Source organism: Vibrio sp. F13, from assembly GCF_020806305.2.
GTDB lineage: Bacteria > Pseudomonadota > Gammaproteobacteria > Enterobacterales > Vibrionaceae > Vibrio > Vibrio crassostreae_C.
On the sequence record NZ_CP170175.1, the window covers coordinates 2,664,884 to 2,685,934 of the forward strand.

The 21,051-nt window shown below is 45.2% G+C and carries 14 protein-coding genes and 1 tRNA gene; 12 read left to right on the plus strand and 3 right to left on the minus strand.

The window, feature by feature from the left end; translation table 11 throughout:
- Window positions 1-92: 92 nt before the first annotated feature.
- From LMH68_RS12405 to LMH68_RS12415, 3 genes are all read left to right on the plus strand, one after another.
- Entirely contained in the window at window positions 93-1,013 is a 921-nt protein-coding gene (locus LMH68_RS12405; protein ID WP_017063421.1) for a LysR family transcriptional regulator, read from the plus strand.
- A 205-nt stretch (window positions 1,014-1,218) separates the two neighbouring features.
- Window positions 1,219-2,418, plus strand: coding sequence for a NupC/NupG family nucleoside CNT transporter (locus LMH68_RS12410; protein WP_017070302.1), 1,200 nt, complete (start codon window positions 1,219-1,221; stop codon window positions 2,416-2,418).
- A gap of 164 nt (window positions 2,419-2,582) precedes the next feature.
- Complete coding sequence (locus LMH68_RS12415; protein WP_229647126.1) at window positions 2,583-4,397, plus strand: cation:proton antiporter; 1,815 nt, start codon at window positions 2,583-2,585, stop codon at window positions 4,395-4,397.
- A 126-nt stretch (window positions 4,398-4,523) separates the two neighbouring features.
- On the opposite strand, the gene folD is transcribed toward LMH68_RS12415, so the two are convergent.
- Complete coding sequence (gene folD, locus LMH68_RS12420; protein ID WP_017062367.1) at window positions 4,524-5,381, minus strand: bifunctional methylenetetrahydrofolate dehydrogenase/methenyltetrahydrofolate cyclohydrolase FolD; 858 nt, start codon at window positions 5,379-5,381, stop codon at window positions 4,524-4,526.
- Between the two features lie 211 nt (window positions 5,382-5,592).
- On the opposite strand from folD, the gene LMH68_RS12425 reads away from it, so the two are divergent.
- Together LMH68_RS12425 and aroC are read left to right on the plus strand one after the other, a co-directional pair.
- Window positions 5,593-5,669 (plus strand) — tRNA-Arg (locus LMH68_RS12425).
- Window positions 5,670-5,938: 269 nt separating this feature from the next.
- Window positions 5,939-7,024, plus strand: a complete 1,086-nt coding sequence (gene aroC, locus LMH68_RS12430; RefSeq protein WP_029235357.1) for a chorismate synthase — start codon at window positions 5,939-5,941, stop codon at window positions 7,022-7,024.
- Between the two features lie 151 nt (window positions 7,025-7,175).
- Here the strand turns inward: aroC and LMH68_RS12435 are convergent, their stop codons facing one another.
- Window positions 7,176-7,799: a trimeric intracellular cation channel family protein gene (locus tag LMH68_RS12435; RefSeq protein ID WP_017062358.1), complete on the minus strand. Its 624-nt coding sequence runs from the start codon at window positions 7,797-7,799 to the stop codon at window positions 7,176-7,178.
- Window positions 7,800-8,097: 298 nt separating this feature from the next.
- Between LMH68_RS12435 and LMH68_RS12440 the strand changes: the two genes are divergently transcribed.
- The 3 genes from LMH68_RS12440 (at window position 8,098) to LMH68_RS12450 (ending at window position 9,599) form a co-directional block, all read left to right on the plus strand.
- A complete protein-coding gene (locus tag LMH68_RS12440) occupies window positions 8,098-8,628 on the plus strand; it encodes an elongation factor P hydroxylase (RefSeq protein WP_017063424.1) in 531 nt (176 codons plus the stop codon).
- A gap of 9 nt (window positions 8,629-8,637) precedes the next feature.
- The gene (locus tag LMH68_RS12445; protein ID WP_017063425.1) at window positions 8,638-8,901 is read left to right on the plus strand and encodes a YfcL family protein; all 264 of its coding nucleotides are present in this window, start codon (window positions 8,638-8,640) and stop codon (window positions 8,899-8,901) included.
- A 176-nt stretch (window positions 8,902-9,077) separates the two neighbouring features.
- On the plus strand, window positions 9,078-9,599 hold the full coding sequence (locus tag LMH68_RS12450; protein WP_017070306.1) for an NADPH-dependent FMN reductase: 522 nt from the start codon (window positions 9,078-9,080) through the stop codon (window positions 9,597-9,599).
- A gap of 150 nt (window positions 9,600-9,749) precedes the next feature.
- On the opposite strand, the gene mnmC is transcribed toward LMH68_RS12450, so the two are convergent.
- Window positions 9,750-11,900: a bifunctional tRNA (5-methylaminomethyl-2-thiouridine)(34)-methyltransferase MnmD/FAD-dependent 5-carboxymethylaminomethyl-2-thiouridine(34) oxidoreductase MnmC gene (gene mnmC / locus LMH68_RS12455; RefSeq protein ID WP_229647125.1), complete on the minus strand. Its 2,151-nt coding sequence runs from the start codon at window positions 11,898-11,900 to the stop codon at window positions 9,750-9,752.
- Between the two features lie 56 nt (window positions 11,901-11,956).
- Here mnmC and fabB point away from each other — a divergent pair, with 56 nt between their 5' ends.
- The 4 genes from fabB (at window position 11,957) to LMH68_RS12475 (ending at window position 20,868) form a co-directional block, all read left to right on the plus strand.
- Complete coding sequence (gene fabB / locus LMH68_RS12460; RefSeq protein ID WP_017070308.1) at window positions 11,957-13,183, plus strand: beta-ketoacyl-ACP synthase I; 1,227 nt, start codon at window positions 11,957-11,959, stop codon at window positions 13,181-13,183.
- Between the two features lie 485 nt (window positions 13,184-13,668).
- Window positions 13,669-14,802: a 4-phosphoerythronate dehydrogenase gene (locus LMH68_RS12465; RefSeq protein WP_017062351.1), complete on the plus strand. Its 1,134-nt coding sequence runs from the start codon at window positions 13,669-13,671 to the stop codon at window positions 14,800-14,802.
- Between the two features lie 12 nt (window positions 14,803-14,814).
- On the plus strand, window positions 14,815-15,828 hold the full coding sequence (locus tag LMH68_RS12470) for an aspartate-semialdehyde dehydrogenase (protein WP_017062350.1): 1,014 nt from the start codon (window positions 14,815-14,817) through the stop codon (window positions 15,826-15,828).
- A gap of 207 nt (window positions 15,829-16,035) precedes the next feature.
- Complete coding sequence (locus tag LMH68_RS12475; RefSeq protein WP_229647124.1) at window positions 16,036-20,868, plus strand: FimV/HubP family polar landmark protein; 4,833 nt, start codon at window positions 16,036-16,038, stop codon at window positions 20,866-20,868.
- The last annotated feature ends 183 nt before the right edge of the window (window positions 20,869-21,051 follow it).

Here is a 21,051-nt window from a genome sequence, read left to right on the forward strand (position 1 = left end):
GAACGAACTAAAGGACTCTTCGGAGTCCTTTTTGATTTTATATTTCAGAGATTTAATAAGGTGATCTTGTGCTAACAGATAGAGCTGCACAGATGGTGATATTCCATGCGCTGATCAAGCACGAAGGCTTTACCAGTGCTGCAAAAAGCTTGAACGTTTCGGTGTCTCATATCAGTAAGCAAGTCGCTTTGCTTGAAGACTCAATCGGCATCAAGTTGGTACAACGAACCACACGAAGCCTCACGCTGACTGAAGCGGGAGACGTGTTCTATCAACATTGTGAGCAGCTGTTTAACACGGTGAAAGCAGCTCAGATGGATATGGATAGCCAGCGCGATGATATCTCTGGAATACTACGCGTCGGTTTGTCGCAGTCATTTGGCACACTCCATATCATTCCGGCGATTGATCAACTCAGACAGCTTTATCCTCAGTTGAGAATCGAGGTCCACTTGTTCGACTATAAGGTGGACATGATTGAAGAGCGCTTGGATCTCTGGATCACCAACAATGAAGATTTGCCTGAAGGTTACATTGCGCAGCGATTAGCCGACAGTCAGTTTGTGGTGGCTGCGTCACCGGATTATCTGATTAAGGCTGGGACGCCACATGTACCTTCCGATTTGATTGACCATAACTGTCTTATCTATCGCAGCCGTGAACGAGATTACACATCGTGGGCGTTTGACAACGGGCAAGAAAACCTCAGCGTCAAAGTCGCGGGCGATTACTCAGTCGATTTGGCTGAGGCAGTACGAGACGCGGCAGTATCAGGGTGGGGCGTTGCTTATTTGGCGACTTACTTAGTGAAAGAAGAGTTTAGAACGGGCAAGCTCATTCAAGTATTGCCAGAGTGGAGAGCCAGTCAGCTGATGCCATTCTATGCCGTTTACCCGAGCCGAAAGAATATGCCGAAGAAGCTTTCGGCAGTGATTGAGTTCATTAAAGATCATATCGGGTCGCCGACGTATTGGGACAAAAACCTCAAAACTTGCGTTGAACTGCATCGCTAACTGTTTCCTAATCTATAAATATAATTTCCATATGGAAAAAGTACGCTTTTTAATCAAAGTTAATTATTAAAATTCAATAACTTAATTATACTCATAGTTAAATCGTGATTACCCCAACATCACATTAACAACCTCAGCTTGCCGCAAACGATTTCCTCTATAGAATGCGTCGCCTTTCCTACCTACAACTTTTAGGTTGACGCACATGGCTTCCCTACTTGGAATTATCACTATTTTAGTTGCCGCTTGGTTACTATCTACGGACAGAAAAAATATTCCACTAAGAACAGTCTCTTTGGCTTTCTTATTACAAATCTCATTCGCGCTGTTGGTTCTGTATGTACCAATGGGTAAAGAAGCGTTGAATGCAGCCACAGGTGCGGTATCTAGCTTGATCAACTACGGTCAAGAGGGGATTAACTTCCTATTTGGTGGCCTAACGAATAACGGATTTGTTTTCGCGATTAACGTTCTAGGCATCATTATCTTTTTCTCTGCACTGATCTCTGGTTTGTACCACATCGGCTTTATGCCAAAGGTGATCAACCTTATCGGTGGCGCACTACAAAAGTTCTTGGGCACAGGTCGTGCGGAGTCACTGTCTGCGACTGCAAACATTTTCGTTGGCATGATTGAAGCTCCATTGGTGGTTAAGCCTTACTTGAAGCACATGACGGATTCACAACTGTTTGCTGTGATGGTGTGTGGTTTGGCTTCTGTCGCTGGTGGTACGCTAGTGGGTTACGCATCGCTTGGCGTTGATCTAAATTACCTGATCGCAGCTGCATTTATGTCTGCACCTGCTGGCCTATTGATGGCTAAGATCTTAGTACCAGGTAGCGCAGATGACGCTCAAGAAAATATTGAGTCTGACGTTGAAATTCCACGAGCAACAAACGTAGTTGAGGCAATGGCAGATGGGGCTATGTCTGGACTTCGTATTGCCGTTGCGGTGGGTGCGACACTACTTGCCTTTATCAGTGTGATTGCAATGCTGAATGGCTTGCTAGGTATTGTTGGCGGCTGGTTTGGCGTAAACCTAAGCTTCGAACTTATCCTAGGTTATGTGTTTGCACCCGTTGCATGGCTGATCGGTGTACCGTGGTCTGAGGCTGTGGTTGCGGGCTCATTGATCGGTAACAAGATTGTCGTGAACGAGTTCGTGGCTTTCATCCAACTAATGGATGCTAAAGAGGCACTAAGTGAGCACTCGCAAGCGATCGTAACTTTCGCTCTATGTGGCTTTGCTAACATCTCTACCATGGCGATTCTTATCGGTGGTTTGGGCAGCTTAGTTCCAGAGCGTCGTTCTTTCATCTCACAATATGGCTTCAAAGCAATTTGTGCAGGTGTGTTTGCTAACTTAATGAGTGCCGCTATTGCTGGTGTTGTACTTTCTCTATAGCTAACGGATCATGACTTTACTCCCCCTATAGTAAAGTGACTGATTAATCACAATAATATTCGGTTAGCGTGAAAAAGAGAGCCTATAGTGTAAGAACGTAGGCTTTCTTATTTCATTGAATAGTTTGTACCACAGGGTGTGGTGCAAACCTTTTAGGGGCACAAATGGATTTGTCGATTACTTCTTCTTTGGCGTTAATTGGACTCTTGTCTTTAGCTTGTCAGCTGCTCGGCTGGCGTTTACGTCTTCCCGCTATTCTTCCTCTCCTTATCGTTGGCCTGTTGTTAGGTCCCGGCATGAATATTCTAAATCCCGATGCCATTTTCGGTGATGTGCTGTTTCCTATGATTTCCTTAGGTGTTGCCATCATCTTGTTTGAAGGAGCATTGACCCTAAATTTCAAAGAAATCAGGGGCCATGGTCGGATGGTGACTCATCTCGTGAGCTTCGGCATGTTGATTACGTGGGCGTGCATTGTTGTTGGTGCTTACTACTTTGTTAACTTCAGTTGGCCACTAGCGGCGTTATTCGGTGCCTTGGTGGTGGTGACAGGGCCGACGGTGATTGTCCCTATGCTTCGCAGCATTCAACCTAAATCTTCTTTAGGCAGTATCTTGCGCTGGGAAGGTATAGTGATTGATCCGATTGGCGCTCTGTTTGCGGTTCTCGTTTACGAGTACATTGTTTCTTCTGCCGACCCTACTGGACACGTTCTGTCAGCTCTGGGCCTAACGCTAGTTATAGGTTTAGGCTTAGGGATCATCGGTGGCCATTTGATTGCCAAGATGCTGAAAGGGCATTGGGTACCGCACTATTTGCGTAATGTGGCTGTGCTGACGTTAATGTTGGCCGCGTTCTCGTTTTCTAATGATTTGAGTGAAGAATCGGGTTTATTAACCGTGACCATCATGGGGATCTGGCTTGCCAACGTGAAGGGCTTGGATATCGAAGACATCATCGAATTCAAAGAAACCCTAACCGTGTTGCTAATCTCAGCGTTGTTTATTCTGTTAGCGAGCAGGCTTGATTCAGGTACTTTTCTTTCGATAGGTTGGGGTGGCGTTGGTCTGTTAGCGGTAGTGATGCTGGTGGCGCGTCCTTTGAGCGTGTGGATCAGCGGGATCGGTACGGATCTTACCTCTGCGGATAAATGGTTTTTGAGCTGGATGGCACCGCGCGGGATCGTTGCAGCCGCTGTTTCTTCTCTGTTTGCAATCAAACTTCAAGAGAAGCAATTAATCGAAGGCGCGGATTTGCTGGTGCCAATGGTGTTCTTGGTCATCATCGGTACGGTTGTGATTCAGAGCCTTACCGCGAGTTGGTGGGCGAGAAGGCTAGGTGTGACTCAAGAGAAGGCACAAGGCGTTATCTTCTTTGGTGCGACTCAGTTTTCACGCCAGTTTGCCAAAGTGTTGGCGACACACAACATCAACAGTGTGCTTGCCGATACCAACTGGGAAAGCATTCGCTTAGCGCGCATGGAAAACTTGAATGTTTATTTTGGTAACCCAGCTTCGAGCCACGCTGAAAATAATCTGGGATTGGATGGAATAGGGCGTGCGATGATCGTGTCGCCTTATCGTCAAACCAACCCGTTAGTTAGCATGCACTATCAAGACGAGTTTGGTGAGAATAAGGTGTTTGAGCTTGAATCCTCAGAGAATAAACATGAAAGGCACCAAGTGAGCCGCGATGGCAATAGAAGTCTGTTTTCGGAAGGGATCACCTATTCTAAGCTTAACTCGTTGATGGCTCAGGGTAGCCAAATTAAAAGTACAGGTTTGACCGAGGCATTTGATTTAAAAGAGTTTAACGCTTTGTATCCTAAAGCCATTCCTCTTGGGGTGATTAATGGCGGTGATTTCCGTTTAATTACACAAGGATCTGAGTTGGAAAAACTCATATCAACGGAGTGTGAGCTTATTAGTTTATTACCGCCTTCTGAACAGACGGAAAAAGTCGAGACTCCAGATAAGTAGCAACGAGCACTTCATCAAAAGCGAGTCACCCCGTTGTAAAAACGAATAGCTAAGTACCAAAGCATCAAAAAAGCCGCAACGTTCATCACGTTGCGGCTTTCTAATTTTATTTATATGCGCTGCGGACTACTTCGAGTGAAATTGCTCGCAAGCGATCATGGTGTTCTCGATTAGGCTCGCAACCGTCATTGGGCCAACACCACCCGGCACAGGTGTGATGAAGCTTGCGCTTTCTTTCGCTACGTCGTATTCAACGTCGCCCACTAGTTTGCCAGATTCTAAACGGTTGATACCAACATCGACCACAACAGCGCCTTTCTTAATCCAAGCGCCAGGAATGAAGTTAGGCTTACCAACGGCAACTACAACAACGTCTGCTTGACGCACGTGACCTTCAAGGTCTTTGGTGAAGCGGTGACATGTTGTCGTTGTACAACCTGCTAGAAGAAGTTCTAGCGTCATTGGGCGACCTACAATGTTTGATGCGCCAACCACAACCGCGTGTTTACCACGTAAGTCGATGTTGTAACGGTCAAGCAGCGTGATGATGCCTTTTGGCGTACAAGAGCGAAGCTTAGGCATGCGCTGAGCCAAACGGCCGACATTGTATGGGTGGAAGCCGTCAACGTCTTTCTCTGGCGTGATACGCTCAAGAACGTGAGTGCTATCAATGCCAGCTGGTAGAGGCAGTTGAACAAGAATACCGTCGATCTCTGGATCGTCGTTCAGTTGGTCTACCAATGTTAACAATTCGTCTTCTGTCGCAGTGGCTGGCAAGTCGTAAGATTTAGATACGAAGCCAACTTCTTCACACGCTTTACGCTTACTTCCAACGTAAACCTGAGAAGCAGGGTCTTCACCCACTAAAACAACCGCTAGGCCCGGAGCGCGTAATCCAGCTTCAGTACGAGCTTTTACACGTGCAGCAACTTCGGAGCGAACCGTTTGAGAAATTAGCTTTCCATCAATATTTTGAGCAGTCATGAATTTCCTTAGTATTGATATTCAAGTTAGTGGCTGATGTTTTTGGCGCATTATTCCAGAAAATCTTTTTGATTACCATCAAGCAAACGTTTGCTTTGGTCTATTTTCCAACACTTATATGTTTGTTGGCCTTTTTTTACCCACTTAGATCAGAATGTTACATAAAGCCGTTGCTTTACTGATTCGAATTCGTATAATTCGTTCCTGTAGCGCGCCCTTAGCTCAGCTGGATAGAGCACCTCCCTTCTAAGGAGGTGGTCGAAGGTTCGAATCCTTCAGGGCGTGCCATTATTTAAAGAAACCCGATAACTCTCCGAGTTGTCGGGTTTTTTGCATTTTACATATCATAAAACACTTCTTTTCAAGCGCGACTCATTTTCTTCTGTTATTCGTTTCATTCGGCTTATGTAATAGAAAGTTAAAATTGTTCGTTTTTTGGGGTTTACATCATTTGGTAATAAAGCCACTATGAATTCACGAAGAATAGACAAGTAAAGCTATTAGCCAGTCGGTTTAGGAATCAAACCTTCTGATTGATGGCTGATTTAGAGGAAGCAATGGCAGGAAACAGTATCGGACAACACTTTCGAGTGACCACATTCGGAGAGAGTCACGGTATCGCACTAGGATGTATCGTAGACGGGTGCCCACCAGGATTAGAAATTACCGAAGAAGATCTGCAGAAAGATCTGGACCGTCGTCGTCCGGGCACTTCTCGCTATACAACGGCTCGTCGTGAAGCGGATGAAGTGAAAATCTTATCAGGTGTATTTGAAGGCCAAACTACGGGTACTTCTATTGGTCTATTGATTGAAAATACAGACCAACGCTCTAAAGACTATTCCGAAATTAAAGACAAGTTCCGCCCTGGCCACGCTGACTATACGTACCATCAAAAGTACGGTGTGCGTGATTACCGAGGTGGTGGTCGTTCTTCAGCTCGTGAAACTGCAATGCGTGTTGCTGCAGGTGCAATTGCGAAGAAATACCTAAAACAAGAATTTGGTGTTGAAATCCAAGCTTACCTTTCTCAAATGGGTGATATCTCAATTGATAAAGTGGATTGGAACGAGATTGAAAACAACGCTTTCTTCTGTCCAGATGCCGACAAAGTACCAGAATTTGATCAACTGATTCGTGACTTGCTAAAAGAAGGCAACTCGATCGGTGCGAAGATTCAAGTGGTTGCGACTAAAGTGCCAGTAGGCCTTGGTGAGCCAATCTTTGATCGTCTAGATGCTGACATCGCGCACGCTCTAATGAGCATTAACGCTGTGAAAGGTGTTGAGATTGGTGATGGCTTTGATGTGGTTAATCAACGCGGTAGTGAACACCGTGACCCATTAACTCCAGAAGGTTTCAGCAGCAATCATGCTGGCGGTATCTTAGGTGGTATCTCTACTGGTCAAGATATTGTGGCAAGCATTGCGCTTAAACCAACATCAAGCATCACTGTACCTGGTGACACAATCACGAAAGATGGTGAAGCAACGCAGCTAATCACGAAAGGTCGTCACGATCCATGTGTTGGCATCCGTGCGGTACCTATTGCAGAAGCAATGCTGGCTATCGTGCTGCTTGACCACTTGCTACGTCATCGTGGTCAAAACTTTGGTGTGACAACTGAAACACCACAAATCTAATTCTGCTTCTTTTTATTTAGAATAGAATTGGTAGAAACAAGAAAGGGTTGCTTCGTAATGAAGTAACCCTTTATTCACATTAGCAGGATTATTCGTCCGGTTAGCGACTATCGTCATTAAAGACAGCTAGCAGCTTAAGGCTCTTAATCCATTAATGCACTGAACTTTCAGGATCAAGCTGGAACGAAGGCAAACTCCATTTGAATCTTACAGCCGCCATGCGCAGCAAGTAACCAACTACAAGCGTCACAATTGTCGCCGTGACGTCGTTGATGCCAAGCTCAAGCAAACCTAGGTACAAACCTGAAGCGACAAGTGCGACAGAGGCATACAGCTCTTCATGTAACACCAATGGTGTTTGACGACAGATAAGGTCACGTAACAAACCACCAAAGACACCTGTCACTAATGCCGATACCATGCAAATCATCGGGTGCAGACCCATGGTCATCGCTACTTTGGTACCAATGATACTGAATACGATTAGGCCTAAGGCATCCAAGCGAATAAACAAACCTTTTAGCTTGATAACCCATTTCGCCAACCCGGTTGTAATAACACCTGCTATACAGGTGATGGCCAGATACTGAGGGTTTTCAACCCAACCTAAAGGGTAATGGCCAAGTAAGATATCGCGTACTGTACCGCCGCCAATTGCCGTTGCGCTCGCAACCAACATTACACCAAACCAATCCATTTTTTGTTTGCCTGCACTGAGAGCGCCGGTCATGGCTTCTGCCGTGATGCCAATGATATACAAAACACTTAGTAGCATTGCTGTAGCTCTATAATTTAGGTCTATAAACTCGAGTCTTATAGGCCTTAGGGATATAAAATGAAGCGCGAGTGTAGTAGTAAAAATGCTTGTTGACGAATGAATATTTGTACCGTGAATGGGCGTTTCAGATTAGCTAAATTAATCATTCACCTTAAAGTGGTGTAATCTGGGAATGGCAATCGATTGTCACTGCAAAGTATAATGGCGAACCCGATGTCATTACGCTTGATAGGGCTTTACCGAGCGCTGAAAAAAAAGCAAAATGCCCCAGTTATTTTTACTTAAATTTGATTTTATGACACACCAATACTCAGACATTATCGATATCTTCAATCAGACCTTTTTTGAAAGCTTTAATACCAAACTAGAGCTAGGGGCTGATGAGCCGATCTATTTGCCTGCTGATGATACTATCCCACACCATCGAATCGTGTTCGCACGTGGCTTTTACGCCTCTGCACTCCATGAGATCGCACACTGGTGCGTTGCTGGGCCTGAGCGTCGTTTACTGGAAGATTTTGGCTATTGGTATGAACCTGACGGTCGAACGGAATCGGTTCAAGCTGAGTTTGAAAAAGTAGAAATTCGCCCACAAGCGTATGAATGGATCATTGCGATGAGCGCAGGCTTTCCTTTTAATGTCAGCTGTGACAATCTACACGGCGATTTTGAGCCAGATCGTTTGGCCTTTATGAATAAAGTACATAGCGAAGTTATGGGTATCTTTGAAGTAGGCTTTCCGCCTCGCGTGAAAATGCTCTCTGAAGCATTACGCAGCTTCTACGATGTAGAACCTTTATGTGCTAGCCAATTTATTGTGAAATAAGAGAATATTATGATTATCGAATTTGAAGAAAAACTACTTGAAGTAATTGATGCTCGCATTGAAAACGCATCAGACGATGAACTGTTTGCTGGTGGTTACTTACGTGGTCATATTTCTCTTTCAGTGGCTTCATGTGAAGAAGAAGGCATTGAAGATGTGGCTGAAGTAAAAGCTCGTATTGAACAGAGCCTAGACGACGCTCGCTCTGAACTAACACCAGCAGACCGCACTATCGTTAATGACCTTTGGGTTGAGCTACAAAACCAAGCTTAATCTCGATGTATTAATACTATCCGCTCAGTCCCTTCCTTTCCCATTTTGCTGAGCGAACTGGTTTATTTGAGACTCGTTCGAAATTTTTGAATGAGTCCGTTCATTTCTTGTGATGGTTACATTTTCTTACTACGTTATTCTAATCCCACTTAACGGAATTACAGAAAGGTCACATCATGAAAGTTATCGCATTTGGCGCAAGCACAAGTTCTACCTCAATCAACAAAACACTAGCAACTTACGCAGCAAACTTGATTGAAGGTGCTGAAGTAAAAGTCCTAGACATCAACGATTACAATGTTCCTATGTTCAGTGAAGACACTGAAAAAGAGATTGGCCAAGCGGAAGGTGCTCAAGCATTCCTACGCGACCTAGCTGAAGCTGATGCGTTTGTTATCTCGTTCGCAGAACACAATGGTCACTACCCAGCTGCGTATAAAAACCTATTTGATTGGGCGACACGCATTGAGCGTTCAGTATTTGGCGAGAAGCCGGCGGTTTACCTAGCGACTTCACCAGGCCCTGGCGGCGCACAAACGGTACTTGGCGCAGCGACAGGTTCTGCACCTTACTTCGGTGGAAACGTGCAAGCGTCAGTTTCAGTACCAAGCTTCTACGATAACTTTGATTTTGAGTCGGGCTCTATCAGCAACGAAGAGATTGCTCTACAGATTAAAGACGCGGTTGCTAAGCTGTAAATACTGCTCCATTTAGAACATCAGTTTAGATCAACACGAATAACAAAAAACCCGAGCGACTTAACTTAGTCACGTAGGGCTTTTTAGCTTTTAACTTATTAGTTTCAGATATTCAGAAATTTCAGATGTTCAAAATAGCTGAACTAGAAACTACGGCTTTGATTTAGAATGCTTGTCAGCAACCCATCCAGCCGTTAATGCCTTACCTTTACGCAGTCTGCGTACCCACATTCGACTTGGGTGAATCGCCTCAAGCACATCAACAGGCAAGGGCAGCGGATCGCCACAGATCTGTGATGCTAATACTTCAGCCAATAATGGTGCAGAGCTCAAACCACGTGAACCCAGTCCGATAAAGCAATAAAGGTTAGGGAAGCTTGTTACCGTTTCTACATCCTCAACCGAGTCACGCTGCGGGTTGAAGTTGTGGAGATCTTGGTACTGCTCCTTAATGGCTTCAAAGTCACCAACGTTTCCGACAAACGAAAGGTGGTCACGGCTTACGCTTCGGATACCTTGGCGCGCTAAGTTGTCACTGGTATCGACATCTTTTGTCCATGCTTGGTCTGGTAGTGACCCATGTAGGCGCTCGCCATTGTGCTGCTGAACCTCAATATCAAATTCTTGGTCGATATTGGTTTTGTCGTAGTTCGCACCAATACAGTGATGACCATTGTTGGGGTTCTGTGGCGTCAAATAGCCATCAAAGCACAACACGGTTTTTAGCTGGCTGAGATTTTCCGTGGTCGGAATATGGCTCACTTGGCCTTTAACCGGAGTCAGTGGTACTGGCTGAGTTTGTTCAAACTGAGTGAACTTGTGTCCGTTTGCGACAACTACTTGGTCGTGCTTAGTTTGAATCTCACCTTGAGGTGCCTCAATCGTCAGTAACCATTGTTTTTCAGCTTCGAGCCACTCAAGTTGCGTTACTTGATGTTGATAGTGTGCGCTCACTTGGTTGCTCTCTTCTAGCTTGCCAATCAAGCCTTGAGTCAGTTGAAGAGGGCTTAACCAACCACCCAGCGGAAAGTAAACACTCTCTTTATCGACGGGTAAGCCAATCTTTTCGTTGGCTTGCTCTGGCGATAAACGCTGAATCAGGTCGGTGTGGAAGTTGCCTTCCAACATGCGGTTGAGCTTTTTAGTGGAGCCTTGATCCCACATCAAGATGTTCACGCCACACCAACTGTGATCAAATTGAATAGACTGAGCCGCTTGATTAATAAATTGACGAGCAAACAGTAATCCCGGGCCAAACACGCGAGACACGTTCGAGGTCGCTTCGCTTAATAGCGGGTAAATCGCACCTTGGTTGTTACCTGAGGCATTGCCCGCAGCTTGTGGATGTTCACAATAAAGGGTGATATTTTTGCCACGACGGCTTAGCGTTTTGGCTAATGCAGCACTGGCGACACCACCACCAATGATCGCAATGTCTTGGGATTCAGTGTGTTGAGCGAGGCCATACCAAGGTTTGATGTTGGTGTGAGCGTGCTTTTCGCCAAGTCGGCCGGCGATCATTTCTCGCTTAGTACCAAAGCCTTTGACCTTTTTCATTTCAAAGCCAGCTTCAATTAAGCCACGGCGAACAAAGCCAGCAGCGGTGAAGGTGGCGCAGCTACAATCTTGCTTAGCGAGCTTAGCCATGCCGTTGAATAGGTTTTGATTCCACATCTCTGGGTTCTTGCTCGGAGCAAAACCGTCTAAGAACCAAGCATCAACCAAACCTTCACGCGGGGTTGGTACGTTGGGCATGCAATCTTTAATATCGCCAAACCACAAATCAAGCGTGATTGCACCGTCGCCCAGCACAATGCGGTGACATTCAGGTAGAGCAATAGGGTAGTGTTCTTGGAGTTGCGTCGCATACTCGGCTAATTCTGGCCACGATTGGTGTGCTTTGATCAGATCCTCTTTATTTAAAGGATATTTTTCAAAACTGATGAAATGTAACTCTTTGGTCATCGCTTGTGGGTTATCTTTAAGAAAAGCATCGAACCATTGCCAAACTGCAAGAAAGTTCAAACCTGTGCCAAAGCCGGTTTCAGCAATCACAAAGCGGCGTTGTTCATGTTCAAGCCAACGCTCTGGAAGGTGGTTTTGCTTTAAAAAGACGTAGCGAGTTTCTTCTAAACCGTTAACATTGGAGAAGTAAACGTCGTCAAATTGGTCTGAAACTGGCGTGCCAGACTCATTCCATTCCAGTTCTGCATTAGTAATTGAAGTCATAAAATCTATCATTTTGTGATTTGAAGCGATATGTTGGTAGGGATTGTACGAATTTCTAGGAAAGCTGACCACTTTTGTTAGGCTTCTTAGTTATCATCTAGCTGAATTTAGAATTATAGGAATGTCACATGAAACGAGTCGTAATCACCGGTATGGGTATTGTTTCAAGTATCGGTAACAACGTCGAAGAAGTTTTAGCATCACTGAAAGAGGGTAAATCTGGTATTACCGCTTCAGAGCAGTTCAAGGAAAATGGCTTGCGCTCTCAAGTATGGGGTAACCTAAAAATGAACCCTGCTGACCATATCGATCGCAAAAAAATGCGCTTTATGGGTGATGCAGCGGCATTCGCTTATCTTTCAATGGAGCAAGCAATTGCTGATTCTGGCTTAACTGAAGATCAAGTATCTAATGACCGCACGGGTATCGTTGCGGGTTCAGGTGGTGCTTCATCTCTAAACCAAGTAAACGCGGTAGACATCATCCGTGAGAAAGGCGTGAAGCGCGTTGGTCCATACATGGTTCCACGTACAATGGCTTCTACGGTTTCTGCTTGTCTAGCAACTCCTTTCAAAATCCGTGGTGTGAACTACTCTATGAGCTCTGCATGTGCGACATCTGCACACTGTATTGGTCACGCAATGGAGCTTATCCAACTTGGTAAGCAAGACGTTGTATTCGCTGGTGGCGGTGAAGAACTGGATTGGTCTCTGACTATGATGTTCGACGCAATGGGCGCACTTTCTACTAAGTACAACGACACGCCAGAGCTGGCTTCTCGTACCTACGATGCAGACCGTGATGGTTTCGTTATCTCTGGTGGCGGCGGCATGTTAGTTATCGAAGAGCTTGAGCACGCTGTTGCTCGTGGCGCAAAAATCTACGGTGAAATCGTAGGCTACGGCGCAACTTCAGATGGCTACGACATGGTTGCTCCTTCTGGTGAAGGTGCGGTTCGTTGTATGAAGATGGCGATGCAAAACGTTGATGGCGTTGATTACGTGAACACTCACGGTACTTCAACTCCAGTTGGCGACGTTAAAGAGCTAGGCGCTATCCAAGAAGTTTTCTCTCAAGGCAATGGCGGTGGCAACAGCCCAGCAATTTCTGCAACTAAAGCGATGACAGGTCACGCTCTAGGTGCTGCTGGCGTACACGAAGCTATTTACTCAACGCTAATGCTAGATAACGGCTTTATCGCTCCAAGCATTAACGTTTCGAACCTAGACGAAGCTGCTGCTGGCCTAGACATCGTAACTGAAGCTCGTGATCAAGAGCTAACTACAGTTATGTCTAACAGTTTTGGTTTCGGCGGTACGAACGCAACGCTAGTAATCAAAAAGTACCAAGCTTAACTTAAGCTTGAGTTACAGAGACAAGGTTAATCGTTAAAGGGTTGCGCTAGTGCCGATTCAACACGCACAGGTCACCCAGTAATAATGACCATCAGAACAAAGTTTTTAGACGCAGGTTGGTAAACGTGTTTTTTGAACATAGTTTTTAAATCTGGGTTTAGAGATTGAAAGGTTTCCAGAGCTTGACCAGTACTGACTTTGGTTAGTACTGGTTGAACAGACGCAAGACTCTGTCTCCTGGAGAGCGAGATAGGATCCTTTTGTTCTGGATGTTTGCCCGATTGTTTATTCAATCGGGCATTTTTCGTTTTAGCCGTTTGATCTTGGGTGTTCACTCTGGTTTCGGTTCTTGTCTGCCAAGGTTAGGTGATTCAGTCCTTTATTTATAATGTATTCCAATTGCTACTCGACACCGTGTGTGGAATTTTGCACAATCATTTCAATTCACATTTAGGTCGATAGACCCCAACAAAAGTACTCGCCAAATGAAAATCTTAATCGACGAAAATATGCCTTACGCTGAAGCGCTTTTTAGCCAGCTAGGGGAAGTGACAATGAAGTCTGGTCGCACATTAACAGCTGACGACCTAGTTGACGTAGACGCATTGATGATTCGCTCTGTTACCAAGGTAAACGAGTCATTGATCAGCAAAGCCAATAAGCTGAAGTTTGTTGGTACTGCGACGGCTGGTATGGACCATGTTGACCAAGAATTGATGAAAGAGCGTGGCATTTTCTTTACTGCGGCGCCTGGCTGTAACAAGGTGGGTGTTGCTGAGTACGCATTCAGTGCGATGATGGTGCTTGCGCAACAGCAAGGCTTTTCTGTTTTTGATAAAACGGTTGGTATTATCGGCTGTGGTCAAGTGGGCAGTTACTTAGCGAAGTGCCTTGAAGGTATTGGTATCAAAGTTCTGCTGAACGACCCTCTAAAACAGCAAGAGGGTGATACTCGCGAATTTACTGAGTTAGAGACTTTGCTTGAACAATCAGACGTTATTACATTACACACGCCAATCACTAAGACGGGTGAGTATCCAACGCATCACTTGATCAGTGAGCAAGTGCTGAACAACTTACGTGCTGATCAAATCCTGATTAATGCAGCTCGCGGTCCTGTGGTTGATAACCAAGCGCTAAAAGCTCGCCTGCAAAAAGCCGATGGTTTCACTGCAGTGCTTGATGTGTTTGAGTTTGAACCTGAAGTCGACTTTGAGCTTCTTCCGTTACTCGCTTTTGCAACGCCTCACGTAGCGGGCTACGGTTTAGAAGGTAAAGCGCGTGGTACCACGATGATCTTCAACAGTTATTGTGAATTTTTAGGTACTGAACAGCGTGCGTATGCAAGCGACTTATTGCCGACAGCGCCTGTACCTCAAATGAAATTAGATAGAGCTTGGGATGAAGCAACACTGCACAATTTGACTCAGTTGATCTATGATGTGCGCAAAGACGACGCCTTATTCCGTCGCAATATCGTTACGCCGGGTTCTTTTGACAAGATGCGTAAAGAATATTGGGACCGCAGAGAGTACAGTGCAGTCGAGTTAACGGGCGATGAATCTTGTAATTTAACGCCGTTATCTAAACTCGGTTTTATGGTAAAGCCAACTTTATAAAAGAGAGAAACAATGAGCCAAGAATTTAATATTGCTATTTTAGGTGCGACTGGTGCGGTTGGTGAAACCATTCTTGAAGTACTTAAAGAGCGTAAATTCCCTGTCGGTGAAATGCACTTACTAGCAAGTGAACGTAGTGAAGGCAAAACTTCCCGTTTTAACGGCAAAACAATACAAGTACAAAACGTAGAAGACTTCGATTGGTCTCAAGTACATATTGCGTTTTTCTCTGCAGGTAGCGAGCTTTCAGAACGTTGGGCTCCAATTGCGGCTGATGAAGGTGTGGTTGTCATCGATAACACATCACGCTTCCGTTACGAATACGATGTTCCTCTGGTTGTTCCTGAAGTGAACCCTGAAGCGATTGCTGAGTTCCGTAACCGTAACATCATCGCGAACCCTAACTGCTCGACTATCCAAATGGTAGTAGCGCTAAAACCAATTCACGATGAAGTGGGCCTTGAGCGTATTAACGTTTCAACTTACCAATCTGTGTCTGGTGCAGGTAAGCCAGGTATCGATGAGCTAGCGGGTCAAACGGCTAAGCTTCTTAACGGTATGCCAGCTGAAAACTCAGCGTTCTCACAACAAATCGCTTTCAACTGTATTCCTCAAATCGATGAATTTACAGAGAATGGCTACACGCGTGAAGAGATGAAGATGGTTTGGGAAACTCAAAAAATCTTTGCTGACTCTTCAATCACAGTGAACCCGACTTGTGTCCGCGTACCAGTATTTTACGGTCACGCAGAATCTCTACACATTGAAACTCGCGCACCAATCGGTGCAGAGCAAGTGGTTCAGCTTCTAGAGAACACAGAAGGTGTTGAAGTATTCCAAGCGCTAGACTTCCCAACTCAAGTTCGTGATGCAGGTGGTAAAGACCACGTAATGGTTGGTCGTATTCGTAACGACATCAGCCATCACAGTGGCGTAAACATGTGGGTTGTCGCTGATAACGTTCGTAAAGGCGCAGCAACAAACGCAGTTCAAATCGCTGAAGTTCTGATTCGCGATTACTTCTAAGCTTTATTGCTTTGATAAAAAAGCCTCACTCTTTAGTGGGGCTTTTTTAATCGATTAAAAATATTGTTAGTCAAATTGTGTGAAATTGCTGCGAATATTGTTGCTGCAACACATTTTTTGTTTTCATCTCTATAGTTTTACGTCATTTATCCGATATATTTAATAGATCATCACTTTTCCGAATTTAAGCACCTAGCTGAGCCTTTTATGTTTCAAATTTTCAAGCCGTGGTTAATGCCTTTTGCCTTTATCATTGCGACTCAGATTTCCGTTGTTCGTGCAGATTCCATTCGAGTTGTAGGGCCTAATGGCCAGATACAATCAGCGCCTACGTTTTCAGAACCACTTCAAAGAGCGCAATCAAATAGCGCTGAGCCTTCACGTTTCTATGGTCCAACTCGCGGCTCAGAAACATTGTGGTCTATTGCCTCAAAGTTACGCCCTGATAACTCCGTTTCAGTCCAACAAACTCTGTTGGCTATTTATCGCTTAAACCCACAAGCGTTTGAAAACCAGAATATCCATAGCCTGCTGCCTGCGAGCAATCTACGCGTGCCTTCTTTAGAGCAAGCACGTGCAAGCTCGACGCAGCAAGCTATCAACATCATGAACTCACATCTTGCTAAGCTTGATGCTCCTGCAAGTAAGCCTGTCGCTTCAAAACCCAAAGCGCCGAGTTCTGATGCAAAAAATGTTACTCCTGCTAAGCAAGTAAGCACTACTGAAACTGCTAAAAAGCCATTGTCTCCAACTCAATCATCTCTAGCTCAATCTGCACCAACCCAAGAGATGAACAAGTTAGAGAAGCAGCTAGAGCTTTCAGAAACTGAACTGCTGTCACTTGAAGAGAAAAATCACCAACTTCGTTTGATGTTATCGAATGTTCAATCGGAAGTGGATGAGCTAAAAACAGAGCTCAGTGATGAAGACCGCATTCGTAGCGAAGTGGAAAAGCTGCTTGATGAAGAGCGCAGAAAGAACGCCGAAATTGAAAAGATGGCACCAAGTGTCATGGACGAACTGTTATCGAGTGGTTGGTTAGTGGCGGCTCTTGCGATTATTCCAGGTCTGCTCATTGGTTTGATCGTTGTGATGCTGTTAGGCCGTCGTTCTAAAAATGATGAGCAACAGCAGACGACTCAAGAACAACCGCTCCAGCCAGAACCAAGTACCGTTGCACCTATTACATTGGGCGACGAGATGGACGACCTTAACGAGCTGTCTTTAGATGATGACTTGTTTGGTACGGAAGATGACGCCAACAAGCTGTTTGACGATCAAGCGCTAGCCGAAGAGGATGATGTCTTTGCTGGTTTAGATGAATCTGATCTCGATTTCAATCTAGATGGTGAAGACGATGACCCATTTGCTAGCATTGGCGAAAACGGTGATTTAGACACCAACTTCGACGATCTAGATTTAGACAGCAGCAACGGCATTAGTGTTAATGGCGAAGAGAAAGCGCTTGGCCTTGAAGAGATGGAACGTGCGCTAGACAAAACAGCGGAAAGCGCCGTCGATACTGATGATGTCGACTTTGATCTTTCTGATGATAACGCAATGTCTGCTGATGACATTGAAGCTTTACTATCTCAAGAGTCTGAAACTGAAGATCTCGGTTCCAACGAGCTAGACCAATCTTTATTAGATGATCTGTTTGCTCTTGATGACGAAGATGACGACAGCTTCGATATTGATGCTCTGATTTCGGAAGAGCAAAGTGATTCGCCTTCTAGCACTGAAACACCAGCAAGCGATGATTTTGACATCGATGCGCTTATCTCTGAGCAACAAAGTGAGACTAAGCCTGTTGATTTGAGCAATGACGATTTTGATATTGATGCTCTAATCTCTGAACAACAGTCCCCTGAGCCAGCTTCACCGACAGCGAATGATGATATTGATGACATCTTTGCCCAAGTTGCTGCTCAGAACGATCAAGCGAATGACCCTTTCAACCTCGATAGCGACGATGAGATTGCCACTAACCTAAACAGTGGTTTGGCGTCTGATGATGATATCGAAAACATTCTGTCTCAGTTCGATAAGCCCATCGTAAATGAAGAACCTCAAGACAGCGTTGATCTGCTTGATGAGCAACTGGCAGGCGATGACGTAGACCTAAGTAACTCGACAGACCTTCTTGATGAGATGCTAGGGGACGATTCGGATGATGAGTCTGAAAGCGAACCTCTTGGCTTTGATTCTCTGTCTGAGCTTGAAGAGCTTTCTGGTTTATCGACCGATGATGACCTCAACATCGCAGAAGACAGCACGGAAACCTTGGATGAATTAATAGGTGACTCTGACGAGGATGATTTCGAACTCGACGCCGAAAGTACCGACTTATTGGATGATTTCCTTGATAGTGAATTGTCAGATGATGAGCTTTTAGCGGATGCATCAAAATCAGAATCTCTAGGCCCATTTGATGACTTACTGACAAGTGGCATTGAAGACGAGCTTGAATCTGAAGATAAGACGTTTGATAAAGAGTTAGACGCAGCCTTTGGTTTGGACAACGCCAATGAGGAGCCTGAAAAGGACTCAGACGTTGAGCTTACTCCGTTAACCTCTGAAGGTGAGCCTGAGCAAGATCCGGACATTAGTGAAACACCACAACCTGAAGTCGTTACTGATGAATCGTTAGATTCTGAAATGACTCAAGAAAGTTCTGACATTAAGCCAGAAAATGATGAAGCCTTTAATCGTGATGGTTTTATCGATGATTTGTTCGGTGTCGCACCGGCAACGGATGCTTTGCTTGATGACTCGCTAGAAACAACAGACGAAGCGTTGATTGATGAGTTAATGACTTCTGATGACAATGATTTGTTGCCAGCAATAGAAGAGCCTGTTGAACCATCAATTGACAATACGGTTGAACCAGAGCAAGCGTCTCTTTTAGACAGCGACGAAGTATCAGCGCAAGAAACCGCATCATCGGTTGAAGATGATGAACTGGATATCGACTCGCTGTTATCTGAGAATTCTGATTTTGACAAACCAGATTTTGAAGAGCGAGTTAAAGAAGAAACCGCACAACAAGAACCAGAGCCGAAAGAAGCCGACGTACAAGAGCAAGCTTCGCCATCGTCTTTGAACGATATCTCTGAAGATGAAGAAGAAACGGTTGAAGACTGGTTAGCTGAAGCCATCGACGATGTAGAGTCGCCAGCGAACATTGACTCTGATTTTGACTTTGAACCGAAAATCCAAGGTAGCGATCAGCTTGAAGATGTCGTTGAATCCTTGCCAGAGCCAGAGCCAGAGCCAGAGCCAGAGCCAGAGCCAGAGCCAGAGCCAGTTCGTGCTGCAAACATGCCAGAGATCATTCCAAATGAATTTGGTGTGCCAGAAGACGATGATTGGCTGATTGAAGATGAGGCGTCTGAACCAGAAGTATTAGCGGAAACTGACGTAACACCAGAGCTAGTGACACCTGTCGCTGAACCGAAAGTTGAAGCTACACCACAAGCGGAAGTAGCAGAACAAGCTGAAGTTCTAGGACAAGAAGGCGAAGAAGAATTCTCGTTTGATGACTTCGAATTGCCAGAGTTTAATGAAGAAGATGCACTAGCGGAAGCTGATGCTGAATCAACACCAGAACCAGTAACGCCAGCTATTGATGCTCAACCAAGTGTTGAGCCTCAAACTGAAGCCCAAGTTATAGCTCAGGCGCAAGACGACGAAGAGTTTTCGTTTGATGATTTCGACTTACCAGAGTTTAGTGAAGAAGACGCACTAGCGGAAGCTGATGCTGAATCAACAACAGAGCCAGCAACGCCTGCTATAGACTCTCAATCAAGTGTTGAATCGCAACCTACCGCTGAGCCTCAGTTAGATGCTGCACCACAAGTTGAAACTGCGAAACCAGAAAGCGAAGAAGAATTCTCGCTTGATGACTTCGAACTACCAGAGTTTGGTGAAGACGTTGCGTTAGCGGAAGTGGTGAGTGAACCAGATGAAGCACAGTTAGAGCAAGACTTAGCGCCTGACACAGAGAAGTTCGAGTTCGATGACCTTGATCTTCCGGAGTACGATGAAGAAAGCGCAAAAGCAGACTCTGTTTTAGATGATATTGAGCAAAGCAATGCCGAGCCGGTGGCGGAAGCCCAAGGCGTAGAGTTCGATGAGTTTGATTTACCGGAATATGGTGAAGATGAAGCCATCTCTGATGCGTTTGCTGAGAAGCCAACACCACTGACTTCTTTCAGCCCACAAGGCGAAGAGCAAGATGCGTTGCATGATCTGTTCTCAAATCCGCAGAGCTATAGTCAGGCTGATGATTTCTCGAATGCTGAAGACTCTGAACCGGCTGGTTTTGCACAGCCAGAACAATCACTGAGCGCGGCTTCAGAGCCAAACTCAACGCCTGCAGCGGTTCAAGACGAGCCACTAGAAGGCTTTGATGACTTTGATGAGACAGCATTAGCTGAGTTGCTTTCTGAAGATGTTCAAGACTCTGTCGACAACATGTTCGATAAGCCATTGGACGCAACTTCGATTGATAGCGCAGGGTTAGATATTGACGCCATGCTTGAAGTCGGCGGCGAAGACTGGAAAGGCTTTAACCTAGCGCCAGAACAACAATCGAGCATGCATAATGATGTGCCTGATGACCAACAAGAGATTTGGGCATCGGCTGAACAGCAAGCTGAACCGAAAATCAAAGAAGAGAATTGGGCTGAACAAGACAATCTAACCGAATCAGGCAACAGTCGTGATAAGCAGTACATGACGATTGATGAGCTAATGGCTCAAGTCGAGCAAGAAGGTGAAGAAGTCATTAATCCAGACGATGAAGAGCTTAAACTGGATGTGGGTCTTAACGAATTCCCTGATGTTATCGGTGATATTGGCAATTATGATGTCGACAGCAATGCAGAAGCTGCGGGTAAGCTTGATTTGGCCAAAATCTACATCGAGATGAGTGACTCGCAAGGGGCAATTAAGCTTCTAGAAGAGGCAATCGTTGACGGCAGCGATGATATTCGTCGAGAGGCAAAAAATCTTATCGATACGTTAAACGGTCGATAAATTTACAAATCAGAAAGGGTAGCGTTGGCTACCCTTTATTTTAAGGCGATACAGAGCGCTATCGTTTCATTTGGTTTTTCAACAGCATCGTCTCGGTCGATGCTGATTGTTTATTGAAGTTTTAGCCCCATCCTATTTGGGCTAGCACTGATTTCCGTATATACTTCTCGCCCATTTTCAAAG